The following is a 12421-nucleotide window of genomic DNA, read 5'->3' as shown; positions in this document are numbered from 1 at the left end:
TGGTACTGCAGATCGCCCACCTCCGCTGCCCCGGCAGAGGCGCAACGTGATCGGCCGCTTCCACAAGCAGAGCCAAAAGCAAATTTAGTTGATCTTGGGCTGGGCCTCGTGATGGTCCGGTGAACGAGCGCGACCTTCCTAAAGGACGTCTGGTTCATATCCTTTGCGGGTTATACCGCTTTAGGTGTCCCGCCAGGTTGGGGTGGTTTCGGCGGTGAGGCGTTTCGCGAGGTTGTCGATCATGGCGATGCGGATCATGGTGTGGGGTCGGCCGCTGCGGACGCGAGGAGATGAACGAGCCTGGCAACGAGGCGATCGGCCGTAAGACGCACAAATTGGTCGGTCGAATGCTCCAGCAACCCCAGATGCCCCGCCTTCCGCGGATCAATAGTAGAATAGGTCGTACTTCGACGTCCCGTCGTGCGGGCACTGCCGTTCTATCTTTCAGAGCGGGCAGGTCGAGCGTTGTCTTTCGTTCGCTGACCGTGGCCACGATCCGGCACAGCGGGGAGTCGGCTGTCAGTTCCCCCGAGAGGTCCGCGGAGGAAACCCCGTTCGCCACACTGCCGACTTTGTCAGTGACGAGCCGAACCAGCTGCGAAAACGCCATCGAGCCTGACAGCGTCCGCCGGATCGGGAGCATGTCCACGAAGCACTGGCGAGGTGATCGGTCTGCGGTGAGGTACGCGCGGACCACGGCATGCCGATGATGAGATCGTCCTGGCCGGCGTGGCGGGGAGACGAGAGCGTGTGTCGCCGCGAGCAGCACAGACGACGGCTTCGCTCGCAGTGCCCGGGTCAGCGCCGGCCGTGGCTGCCTGGGTCGAAAGCCTCCCGGTGGCCCGGAACGTAGACGTCCCGGGTGGCGGCCGATCCTCGGGTAGTGCGGTAACCGGCGGCGCCCCGCCAAGACGTTCGCGCCAAGGACGAGGGACCGGGCCGGGAGGCGCCGCCGCGCCCGGTCAAGTAGGAGCCGAGTTATACCGCGCCAAGCAGAGCGATTTCCCGGTCCTCCGCCAGACACGACAGATCTCGGCCACCTACTGGGTCACGAGGTCGAGCGTCCAGTCATCCGCGACCACGTGGTGGAAGGCTAGGACCGACGTGTGGCCCTCGGAGAGACGAGCAGACGAAAAGTCCGCGCACGACGCGGCCGGATCCACATCGAGAGGGGCGGTGACAAAGCCGTGAACCGCATCCCGCACTGCGGCCGGTTCCACGTTCAGAATCTCGATGGGAGATGTGTCGCCCGGCACGGCGGCACGCTGAGCCTGACCATGCCGCAGCCGGTATTCGCTCCGGAAGACGTTGTGCCGCGACAGCACCGCCCTCAGCGACTCCGCCCGAGCAGTGGCAGCGGCAGCTCTGGCGAGGCGAGCGACCGAAAGTCAGCGACTCCAGATAGCGTGCGGTGCCGGACCAACCACGCTCACCCATCCAGATCGAGCTTTGGACGGGTGTCACGGGAAGCCATGCACGACGTAGCCCCGAGGCGCTGCCCGCCGAGCTCCCGGTCAACTACGCCTCCCGCCGGGCGCGGCAGCTGTCGAAAGGGGGAAGGAGTCCGGCCTCCAACGCGCCGGCCAGGCTGGGCGCGCCCATGTCTCGAGAGGAGAGCCGGATGTCGTCGACCGGCCAATCAATCGCGAGCTGAGAGTCTAGGGGATGCACCGCGCGTTCCCTGCTCGGGTGGTAGGTAGTGGAGCAGAAATAGGTTACGGCGGCGTTGTCGGTGAGTGCGCAGAACCCGTGACCGAGGCCGCTCGACAGATAGACGGCATGCCGCTCCGTATCGTCCAGGCGTATCGCCTCCCACCGGCCGAACGTGGGCGAGCCGACCCTGATGTCGACGATCACGTCGAACACCGCCCCCTGAACACAGGTGACGTACTTCGCCTGCCCAGGTGGGACATCTGCATAGTGAATGCCACGCACAACTCCCTTGGCCGAGACAGACACATTGGCCTGGGCGAGCGGAAAGGCATACCCGACGGCGGCGGAAAACTGCTCGTCCCGATACAACTCCAGGAAAACCCCGCGGTCGTCGCGGTTTTGGACCGGAGAGACCTCCCACGCACCGGCAATCGCGAGCGGAGTAATCTTCATGGCAGACGAATTACCAATCACATTCAGACATATAATTATAGAACCTATTCCGCATTTTCAGCTTGGATTTGCTGGTATTCGCAGATACGATGACGTCATTGCCTCTCGCAGCATATCGTCCCAACCAATCATCGGCCAGAGCCCGGTAGATTGCCATCGGCTGTGGCCGAGCACGCTGAACGCCGGACGGCGAGCGGGTCGACGACGCCGGTCGCTGCCAATCGGCCGAATGAGGCTGGGTTCGTAGCCGGAGAGAGCGAGAATCGCGCGGGCGAAGCCGTACCACGAAGTTTGCCCGGCGGCAGTGACATGGTAAATGCCGGCGGGCACCTCGCCGTGCGCCGCGGCACGGGCGAGCGCTACCAGTCCATTGGCGAAGGAGAAGGACCAGGTTGGTTGCCCGATCTGGTCGGTGACCACCTCCGCCGTCCGGCCAGCTTCGGCCAGGTCCAGCATCTTCGTGACGAAATTGTCGCGGTGCGCGCCGTAGAGCCAGGCGGTGCGAACGACATATCCCGTATCGGGAAGTGCGCTAAGCACCGCACGTTCGCCGGCCAACTTGCTTCGGCCGTAAGCATTGATGGGACCGGTCGGCGCGTCTTCGGCATAGGGCGTCCGTGCGTTTCCGGCGAAGACGTAATCGGTGGAAAGATGGAACAGTCGCGCCCCGACTTGCACGCACGCATTCGCCAGAAGTTCGACTGCCATGCCGTTCACCCTCGTCGCTCGGTCCTCGTTGGATTCGGCACCGTCCACATCCGTCCAGGCTGCCGCATTGATGACGAGGTCATGGCCGGCCACAGCGGCCCGAACCGCCGCGGCGTCGGTGATGTCGAGCTCACACCTCGTGACGAAGCTAAACTCGTCGTTACGTCGGCCAGTATGGCGCAGGACGGCGGCCACGTCACTTCCTACGAGGCCGGATGCTCCAGTGACAAGCCAGCGCATCGGCGTCAGCTCCGCTTCGGACGCATGTTCACGCCGTCTTCGACTTGACGGTGTCGGCCAATTGGGTGCCGATTCTCTCGATGGAAGCGGCTATGGTGCGGTATCCCGAGAACGCGACCCAGTCGGCCAGCTCTGGCATGCCGAACTGCTCGGCCACGACGGAACGGAGGTAGTGGCGGGGCAGGTCCTGCGGATCGGCCACGTAGGCGATGCCACTGGCGTCCCGTGTCAGCAGGTACGGCTTCCCGTCCTGCTGATAGGTCGCGCGGACCTCGCCCCAGTCGCTGAGGCGCTGAATCTTGTATCGGTTCACGATCGATTCGGTGACGGCGACCTTCACCGGCAACAGGTGGACGTGAGCGTGAAAACAGTGGTCATCGCCGTGGCCAGGAGGCAGGCAAGCGCCGCTGCGGCCATGCTCGAAGATGGTGCCCCCGTCCGAACCGTAGATTTCTGACAGCCGAGCGAGCGCGTCCTCGCCCGTCCGGAAGATGCGGTCGAACTGTTCTGCTGGCGTTTCAGCGGAACATGAATAATGTTCTCGGGTCACCACCATGGTGTGCCCTTCGACGAGCGGCCCGAGCGAGAGTTGAAGGTACTCGGAATCACCCATCGCGATGATTCGCTCCGGGTCGGGCCGATCACAGAACCGACAGTTGAAATTCGTCTCGGTTGACACTTAAACCTCCGGGCGACCGATCAGGCATGCGATTCGAGGCGTTGAGCGGACAGTTCGCGCAGAGTGCGCAGACTTCGGCCCGAGCCCGCATATCCCACAGCGTCGGGCTCAATGCGAGCGAAGACCGCGTCGCCATCTTCCATCCCGGTGACAGATATGCTGCTGGGGCCATGCACAATGAATGCGTGATAGCGTTCGGGCGCGCCGGCCTTAGTGAATACCTCAAATAGGCCGACTCCTCTCAAGTAACACGCATCGCAATTCAGAAGTGCCTCGCGAGTGGTGGGCGACAAGAGTTCCGGGTGAAGGTTGTTGAACATCTGGCGTTCGAAGACCAGTTCGACCCGCCCGTCCTCGCACGCGCGCCGAAGAGGCGCATAGAGATCGCTGCCGAGGAGCTTTTCGAACGTGCGCCGGGAGATGTTCACGCTGAGGGGATACTCGTTCAGCACGAATACCACGCACAACTCCGCATTCCGCTGCAGCAATCTCTGCACGACGAGGACATCGGCGGCCGCCTCGCCGTTGTCGTCGAGCACGACACCCAAGCGCTGGGGACCCCGAGAGAGCTTCCTCAGGAATGTGTCGCTAGCGTCGACGGGGAACCGGAGGGCGGAGGCGTCGCGGGTCGCATGCTCTGCCAGATTTTGGACGATCTGGCAAGAAGGGTGCGCATCATCCCGGCTCGCAAGCCCGAATCGTAGCATCGCGCGCCGGCTCGAGCCGACCGCGAGGCTCACTGGGATCAGCTCCTCGAGCGGCATATCAGCGACAGCGGTGAGCGCCAGTTCAACGAGTTTGTTGGCTTGCGCTCCGCGGCGGTCACGGTCGTCGAAGACGACGTGGGCTCGGCCGCCCAGCGCGAGCTGAACCAAGCGCTCCTGCAGGTAGGGCGAGGTGTTGAATCCCATCGTATCGCAGAGCAGGCCGCCATCAGCGCGCAGAAGGATGCCGAAACCGCGCAGTAGGGCCCAGGCGAGGCTCTCGATGCGGGGGCCGGGGAGTGAAAGAAGGCCGCCGATCCGCTCGGCACTGACCTTGAGGTTGCTGTCAGCCCACGCGACCGCATTTTCCTGGACCCCGGCCGGCCCGTTTCCGAATGGGTACGGACGGCCGTCGGGAAGCCGCTGCATTGGCCGTGGCTCCGGGTAGGAATCGAACGAGACGAACCGCGACGGGTTCAAGACGACGTCGTCCAGATTCTCGATGCGGATCGGCCCGTCCGGTGCCCCGGTCAGCGCACGGGATGCATTGACTGTCTCCGTCAACTGCGTGACGGCTTCCTCCGAAGACAGAAAGGGTATGTCGATCAGCATGCGCGCCAGACTGAATCCGAATGCGCTCGCCGGGATGGCGCCCTTGATGGTTCGAGCCGGCTCCGCAGGTTCCGCGTCCATCCGGAATGCCCAACCTCCGTCGAGTAGTCCTCGTTTGCCAACTCAAATCTGTGCCTGCTAGGAATTCAAGCACAATCGTTCTTGACGGTCAATGAGGGCTATCGATGACGTGTTTGTACTGCTCAGGTGATGCCGAGTAGTGCCAGGCACTACAGGTCCGCGGCGGGAGACACGGCGTCGACGTTTCCGCCTGTCGGTGGTTCGGCTCCCGGGCTGCGTCAGGTCGCGATCATCACGCGATACCCTGCAACGGCGATGGCACCTCGCTGATCAAGCCGGCCGAAACGTACGCCACGACGGTACGGCGAAAGCACTTCCCGACCGACCCCAGCCGCGATCCAGGCAACCCCACATGACCATCGACGAGTGATGGTCACCTGACCGAAGTGACGTTCACAGCGGAAGAGCGAACGCCTGCACGTCGCCCGACGTTGAGCCAGCGCGCGAGCCGGCGTACGTGGCGCACCAGCCCGTCTGCACCGCCGAGGCGTCGTCGAGCCGGAGCCACAGCCAGCGCGGGGTCCACACTCGTCGCGTAGCGTCGCCGATCGACAGAGGCATGGAGGTTCAACCATGGCTGGCCGAGTAGCCCAATCCAACACCGGGTCCGGGCAGCGGATCCGGGCAGCGTCTAAGCTGCTCTTTGACACGACCTGCTCGTGCTAGCCACGAAGGCGCACAGAATCCGGCGATTTTACCGGCTCGATCGGCGTTTATCGGCCATCTGGAAATCATGTTCGTGAACGAGGAGAAGCAACGCCTCCACGTCGATTCCCCCCGGCGCGGAGATGACCACCAACCTGATCTCCCCGGGCGAGCATCCGGCCGTTTGAGTCCCGAAGCGAGGTGTGAGACGGTCTCGGGGTGCCTGATCTCCTATTGTCCGTGGTCGAGTTGCCAGACACCGGTGATGCTCGCGGTAGCAGCTTCAGCATCCCGGCAGAGCTGCTGAAGGATCCGTTCCCGGTCGCCGACATGCACGTCGCCGCCATTGAGCCGGGCGCGGTGCGGGGCAACCACTACCACACGGTCCGGCGAGAGATCCTGGTCATCATGGCCGACGACCGCTGGTCGCTACATTGGGACGAAGGTGACGGCACCGAAGTGCGCCGTCGAGATTTTGCCGGGTCGGGCACCGTTGTGATCACCATCCCGCTCGGCGCGTCCCATGCCATTCGCAACGACGGCTCGGCGACGCTGCGCATGATGGGGCTTACCGACGGCCCATATGATCCGCAGCGGCCGGATGCCTATCGTCGCGTGGTCGTCTGAACTCGTTCTTCGAGGGCGGCAAGGACGCGGCTACGTCGGCCGTAGTTCAGCGCGCGGACGAGGTCGCCCGCCGCTCGGACGTCGTCCTGGATCCGCGGCGCGACGTTGTCCCGCTCCCGGCCGGTCATCGCGGGCCAGTACGCCAGGTGCAGCTCGGCGCGCAAGAGGTGGATGTCGGCGGTGAACAGGCGCATGCCGCCGCGTTCGGCCTCGACTTCGCCGCGTTCCAGGTCCCGCAGCGCACCGGCGTAGTTTTCGGTCGGCGCGCCGACCGATCGGGCGCGGACTCGTTCCAGCAGACCGCGGATCAGGTAGTCGGTGTAGCCGACGCTGCGCAGCGCCACCACCGCGCTATCCAGCTGCTTCCACGCGTTGGCCAGCATGTTCGGAGCGGCCTTGCCCTGTTCGGCGACGGAGCGCACGGCGGCGCCCACAATCAGTTTGCGGAGGGCGAGCGACAGCTGCGATGAGTCGTCGCCGTTCAGCGCCCAACCGGGGTCCTCGGCGCCGGCCAGGATCTCGGCTGCCCGACCCGTCTCGATTAGGTAGTAGCCGTACCGGTAGGTGTTTTGCGAGTAGAGGAATGGAAGCCGGGAACCGGGCACGGCCATCGCCTCGGCAAATCGGGCGCCAGCCCCGTCAAGGTCGCCGAGCATGAACGACACCTCCGCGTCGCACGACCGGGCGTACATCCGGAAGTAGGCGTCGTTGCCGCGATCGGCGAAGTCGATGGCCCGCAGTGCGGTCTGCCGGGCGGATGCCTCCTCTCCCGCGAGCGGCTGGTCCAGGGCGCCCGCGACGACCAGCAGTTCGGTGTCCAGGCAGGCGGTGTAAGCGCCCTGTTCGACATGGCCGGGTTCGGCGTCCGGTCGCTCGTCCAGAGCGTCGAGCACCGCGCCGCAACTGGCCCGGGCGTCGTGTAGCCGGCCGAGCTGGCGCAGGCGCAGACTCGCGTTCGACAGCACGGTCAGCTCGGCCTCGAAGGTGAGTGACAGGTCGCGCAGCTCGTTCCAGTTGGGCAGGCGGACGTAGTTCGACAGCGCGACGATCTCCGACCCGGCCATGCCGAGGCGGCGCGTCGAGAAGCTGCTTTGAGTGCCCCGCCACACCCGCGGCACCAGGACCTCGTCGAACACCTGCTGGTGGCGGTCGATCGCGCAGCCGTGGTTGACCGCGGCGTACAGCAGGTTCATATCCGCGGCCCGGTCCGGCAACGGCGGTGCCGAGCCACGGTAGTGCTCGAACAACGCGCCGTTGCCGGCCTTCCAGGACGCCAGGTCATGCGTTTTCAACCGGTCGCGGAAGTGTTCGCGGACCAGCGGGTGCGCGTCCAGCACACCAGGTTGCCCTGGAGTCTCGGTGTTGAGTAGGCCCATCCGGCGTAGCGCGGCCACGGCACGATTCCACTCGTCACCGCCTACACGGTCGAGGCCGTCAGCCAGCCGGTCGGTCCCGGCGCCCAGGACGGCCGCCATCGCCTCGGGCGGCGCCGGCCGGTCGAAGAGGCCGATTATGTTGAGCAGGGTCAGCTCGCCGAGCCGCCGGTGCTGCTCCAGCCAGCCGGCCGAGGTCTCCATGATCCGCCGGGCGTGGCCGCCGTCGTCCACGGCGACCGCCAGCGACTCCAGCTCCCTGCGTCCGGAGAGCCGCCCGGCGTGCGCGTCCCGCACGTACCGGCCGAGCAGGTTGAGGGCCAGCGCGTGGCCGTCCACTTCGCGGACCGCCGCCCGCAGCTCCCGTTCGTCGGGTTTCGCGGATCGGCCGAGGATGTTCCTGAGCAGTTCCGCGCCGGCCCGGTCGTCGAGGTTGTCCAGCAGCATCTCGTGGACGGCATCGCCCTCCAGGTCGGCCACTGGCACACGGGTGGTGATCAGGCAGAATCCGGGTGGACCGGGTTCGGCGAGCGCGTCGAGGAACGCCGTCATCGAGGTGTCGGTGAACCGGCCGCCGACCTCACCGGCGGCCAGCGGGTGCTGCAGCGGCTCGACCCCGTCGAGGATCAGCAGTGTGGGCTGGTCGCGCACGTGCTCGGCCAGGGCGAGGGCCCGGTCCGGCCCGTTCTGCCGGGCCGCCTCCGGGTCGCCGAACCACTCCAGCGCAGCGATCATGAACGTCTCGGCCGAGGCCAGGTTGTTGCGGGTCCCCTGGCTGTAGAACGACCAGGCGAGCACCTTGCGGACTGCCGGGTAGTGGTAGTCCTGGTCGCGCATCTCCCGCAGCCACTGGTTGACCAGCGAGGACTTGCCGACCCCGCCCGGGGCGACGATGGTGAGGATCCGAGTCTGCCCGGAGGCCCAGGCGGCGCGGATCTCGGCCAGCTCGCGTTCCCGGCCCAGCAGCTCCTGGGCGGTGCTGGGCAGGCCGCGGTAGAAGATGTCGTCGGCGCCCAGCGACTGGCTGTTCATGCCGGTCGCGCCGGCATCGCTCGCCGGGGACGGCGCCGGGTTGCCCTTCACGTCGTACGGGTCCAGCTCAGCCGAGTGCCGCAGCTCGTCGTAGACAGCCTGTTCCTGTTCTGCCGAACCGGCCACGATAAGCAACGGCCGGGTCCCGCCCCGGCCGGCCGTCTGGCGCAGCCTTGTGTCCAGATCGGCCCAGTCCTTCGTGGTGGCCGACCGGCTCAGGTTCACCCCCACGACGCGACGGGCCTTGGGTAGGACGGGCGCCGCGAACTCGACGATCGCCGTGGTGGCGAGGGACGGGTCGAGGCCGGCGTCACCGATCACCTCGGCGGTCGTGCCGGCCCGGGCGAGGATCGCGAGCAGCGCCCGGTCGCGGAACGTTCCAGGCTCCCCGGTGATCCAGAAGATCCGCAGCGGGTCTCGGACGCGCTTGCGCGGCTCGGCACGCAGCCAAGTGTCGAACGCCCGGCCCAGTGCGCCGAAGGCGCGTTGCAGGTTGTGCACTTCGCCGCGCCGCAGCGAGATGACGTCGACCGGCTGCCCCTCCTCCAGTGGCGGGTCGTCCTGGCCCGACTCTGCCCAGCCCGCGGCGATCTCCTCGTCGGTCCAGAACGTCATCCCGATCCCGCGGCCGGTCAGCCGCTCCCGGGCGGACTCCCACTCCGAGGGGGGCGGTGGCGGCGGCGGCGGGAAGCCGACCAGCGCCGAGGAGTCAACGCCGACCAGCCGGGTGAACTCCGGGTCGTCGAAGAGTGCGGCCACCGGCTGGGCTTCCAGGCGGGACGGCTGGAAAGCGATCGGGACCTCGATGACGATGCCGAGCACGTACTCGTGATTCTCGTCGAGGACCGCCGCGCCGGACAGGCCTCCCCAGAGGGACCACTGCCGGGTCGTGCCGGCGGGCAGCGCGGTTTCTACGTTGAGCCCGTACCGACGGGTACGCAGGCCGGTCAACGGCATGATGAATCCGGCCACCGCCTCCTCGACCGTCCGGCCGTCACCGGTCTTCTGCACCTTCGGGAAGCCGACGGCCGTGAACTGGACGCGACGCACCCCGGACAGCACCGCCCATCGGACGGCCCGCGGCTCCCAGCGTGGGCCTGGCAGCCGGATCAGCGCCGCGTCGAGGCCGGTGTTGCGCCAGACGACGGTGCCGAGCACTTCCTCGTCGCCCACCATGACCCGCGCGGAGTCGCCGCCGATGACGTGCGCCGCGGTCAGGACGAGGTCGGCGGACACCGCGTATCCGGATCCGCGCCCCGAGTCGGCACCCCGGACCTCGACCACTCGGGAAAAGCTGTCATCGACAGTCACAGCACCTTTCCTATCGCGCGCCGGTCCGCCGCACAGTGGCCGTTCGTCCGGTCCGTTGATCCTCAATGGAGATCGACTACCGTGAACGCATGACCACCCACCGGCTGTCCCGGTCGAGTTCTCCGGGCGGTAAGAGGTGAACGTCGCGCGGACAATTACGATAGGAATGTCGGCGTGGACCCGGAAGAGAAGTTGTCACAAGGCGGGCTGATCCAGGGTGACCTGCTGCTCGCCGACGCGTTGGAGAGTCTGCGCGATCAGCTCACGGTGGCCGTCGAACGCGCCCAAGGCAAGGATCTCGCATTCTCCTGCGAGAGCGTCGAGGTGCAGCTGCAGGTGGTCGTCACGAACACCCGTAAGGGCGAGGCGAAGGCCAGCCTGTGGAGCGTGCTGACAGTCGGAGGCGGCGTTGACCACGCCACCAGCGCGACCCACGTCGTAAAACTCGTGCTCAAGCCGGAGTTCAACGGCGGACGGATCAAGCTCAGCGACGACTGACAGAGCCCGATCTTGATCGGCCAAGAGCTGTCGGTACGGCTTCGATCGGCCCTCGACAGTAGTCCCGCTGGCAGATCCACCGCTGGCGTCCGGACCCTATGTCCGAGGCGGCCCTACGGGGCACTTATGTCAACAATTGTGCGATCGATGCGTGATCCATGTGTGATCGACAGCCCTGGCGTGGGTCATCACCCGATAGCATCAACCGACATTCGGGAAGCGCGTACCCCCAGGCTAGTGGAATATTTGACACGGGTCGGCAATTCTTAACATTTACTGACATGAATAACAGTGGACCCGTAATCGGCTGGTCGCGAGCACAAGGTCGAATGCTCCTTGCACCGTTGGTAGCCGCGTGTCGACCAGCATGGCCCGTGGTGACTGTGGTCTGCCTGACGCCGCGTCGAGGATCGACACCGAGCTGGCCGCGACACTTGACCTGCGCCACGATCCTCTCTCCACCGACTCGGCGCCTGAGGCTAAGCCACTAGGTCCTGTCCCGCGGATCATGTCCGCCGGGAACGGCGCGTAGCCAGTCGAGCATCTCGACCAGGTCCGGGGTGGCTTGGTAGTTGACGCCGAGCTTGTCGTATCGGGTGGCCAGACCACGCCAGTGTTTGCGCTGGTTGAAGCCACGTTCGATCTGGTTGCGGTGGCGGTAGGCGACCGGGTCGAACGCCGGTGGCCGTCCTTAGCGTGAGCCCCGGCGTTGCCGGTCGGCGATCTGGTCGTTGGGTTCTGGGATCATCGTGCGGGTCCGTTCGCCGCGCAGGGCTTGCCGGTTGGCTCGCGAGGAATAGGCCTTGTCGCCGGTCACCGACTCCAGACGGCTACGCGGCCGGCCGATCCCGCCGGCCCGGGGCACGCGGATGAGCTCGAGCAGCGGGATCAGCGGGTGGGTATCAGCGGCTTGGCCTCGGGCGATCAGCGTGGCCAGGGATCGACCTCGGCCGTCGGCAAGAGTATGGATCTTCGTTGTCAGCCCACCGCGAGACCGGCCGATGCCTTCGCGTGCCCGTGCTTCGGTGACGGTCAGCCCCTTTTAGCAGCCCGGGCCGCATGCTGGTGAGTCCGCACGATCGTGGCGTCGACCTGCGCGTTCCAGTCGATGTCGTCATCGAATTCGGCCAGCGCGATGACCTGGGCCTTTTTCCGGGCCCACCTGTCGTCAGCGGCCCAGCGGGTGAACGGTTGATGCGCGGTCTTCCACGGCCCGTAGCGTTCGGGCAGGTCACGCCAGGGTGAACCGGTGCGCTTGACCCAGCAAATCGCGTTGATGACCTGCCGGTGATCACGCCACTGCCCGCCCCGGACGGGCTGCACCGGCAGCAACGGCTCCAGGACAGCCCATTCCTCACTGCTCAAATCACCACGCGCCACACCGATTCAGCGACCGTCATCCATGATCGACACGCATGATCCGCAGGGCAAAGCCTAGCGCGAACCTTCGGCAACACGACGGTCGGCTCGTTGATCCGCGATTCATCCGCGGCTGGTCAGCCCGGAGCTTCGGTTCCGGCCGACGCGAAGACGCGTACGTCCCACGCGCCGAGGTGCACCGCCGTGCCCGGCGCGACCGCGGCACCGGTCAGGGCGTCGTTCAGCGGCACCGGCGCCTCGACCGCGACGGGTTCCCAGCTCCAGTTGTGCACGACGTGGACCCGTCGTCCGTCCGGGGAGGTGGCGGTGGTGGCCGTGACGGAGGCCGGTAGGGGGCGCCATCCGCCGGAAGGCACCGGCGCGAGCCATGCGGCGAGAGCCTGGGCGAGGTCGCGTCCGGGCACCGTGCCGACGCAGGTGACCCG

General features: G+C 66.4%; 10 protein-coding genes and 1 pseudogene. 2 read left to right on the top strand and 9 right to left on the bottom strand.

From position 1 onward, the window contains the following. Window positions 1-1040 precede the first annotated feature (1040 nt). The 6 genes from AB0C29_RS02150 to AB0C29_RS02125 form a co-directional block, all read right to left on the bottom strand. Window positions 1041-1325, bottom strand: coding sequence for a hypothetical protein (locus AB0C29_RS02150; RefSeq protein ID WP_360814083.1), 285 nt, complete (start codon window positions 1323-1325; stop codon window positions 1041-1043). A 193-nt stretch (window positions 1326-1518) separates the two neighbouring features. Further along, on the bottom strand, window positions 1519-2106 hold the full coding sequence (locus AB0C29_RS02145; RefSeq protein ID WP_360814081.1) for a dTDP-4-dehydrorhamnose 3,5-epimerase family protein: 588 nt from the start codon (window positions 2104-2106) through the stop codon (window positions 1519-1521). A gap of 57 nt (window positions 2107-2163) precedes the next feature. Further along, entirely contained in the window at window positions 2164-3054 is an 891-nt protein-coding gene (gene rfbD, locus AB0C29_RS02140) for a dTDP-4-dehydrorhamnose reductase (protein ID WP_360814079.1), read from the bottom strand. A 28-nt stretch (window positions 3055-3082) separates the two neighbouring features. Next, window positions 3083-3733 carry a hypothetical protein gene (locus AB0C29_RS02135; RefSeq protein WP_360814077.1) on the bottom strand — a complete coding sequence of 217 codons (651 nt, stop codon included), beginning with the start codon at window positions 3731-3733 and terminating at the stop codon, window positions 3083-3085. Between the two features lie 20 nt (window positions 3734-3753). Further along, on the bottom strand, window positions 3754-5130 hold the full coding sequence (locus tag AB0C29_RS02130; protein ID WP_360814075.1) for an ARMT1-like domain-containing protein: 1377 nt from the start codon (window positions 5128-5130) through the stop codon (window positions 3754-3756). Window positions 5131-5523: 393 nt separating this feature from the next. Further along, window positions 5524-5691 carry a hypothetical protein gene (locus AB0C29_RS02125; protein ID WP_360814073.1) on the bottom strand — a complete coding sequence of 56 codons (168 nt, stop codon included), beginning with the start codon at window positions 5689-5691 and terminating at the stop codon, window positions 5524-5526. A 324-nt stretch (window positions 5692-6015) separates the two neighbouring features. Between AB0C29_RS02125 and AB0C29_RS02120 the strand changes: the two genes are divergently transcribed. Next, entirely contained in the window at window positions 6016-6402 is a 387-nt protein-coding gene (locus AB0C29_RS02120) for a hypothetical protein (RefSeq protein ID WP_360814071.1), read from the top strand. On the opposite strand, the gene AB0C29_RS02115 is transcribed toward AB0C29_RS02120, so the two are convergent. Next, on the bottom strand, window positions 6381-10091 hold the full coding sequence (locus AB0C29_RS02115; RefSeq protein ID WP_360814069.1) for an AAA family ATPase: 3711 nt from the start codon (window positions 10089-10091) through the stop codon (window positions 6381-6383). The two genes, AB0C29_RS02120 and AB0C29_RS02115, sit on opposite strands and share 22 nt — an antisense overlap. 201 nt (window positions 10092-10292) lie before the next feature. Here AB0C29_RS02115 and AB0C29_RS02110 point away from each other — a divergent pair, with 201 nt between their 5' ends. Beyond that, the gene (locus AB0C29_RS02110) at window positions 10293-10616 is read left to right on the top strand and encodes a trypco2 family protein (RefSeq protein WP_360814067.1); all 324 of its coding nucleotides are present in this window, start codon (window positions 10293-10295) and stop codon (window positions 10614-10616) included. A gap of 487 nt (window positions 10617-11103) precedes the next feature. On the opposite strand, the pseudogene AB0C29_RS02105 reads toward AB0C29_RS02110, so the two are convergent. Together AB0C29_RS02105 and AB0C29_RS02100 are read right to left on the bottom strand one after the other, a co-directional pair. Further along, a pseudogene (locus AB0C29_RS02105) lies at window positions 11104-11996 on the bottom strand (IS5 family transposase). 116 nt (window positions 11997-12112) lie between these two features. Further along, on the bottom strand, window positions 12113-12421 hold a 309-nt coding region (locus tag AB0C29_RS02100), incomplete at its 5' end, for a hypothetical protein (RefSeq protein ID WP_360814065.1).

Origin of the sequence: Actinoplanes sp. NPDC048791, assembly GCF_040650095.1 — a bacterium.
In the GTDB taxonomy this organism is placed as follows: domain Bacteria; phylum Actinomycetota; class Actinomycetes; order Mycobacteriales; family Micromonosporaceae; genus Actinoplanes.
The sequence above is the reverse complement of the archived record's forward strand: the minus strand, read 5'-3'. Positions and strand labels throughout refer to the sequence as shown.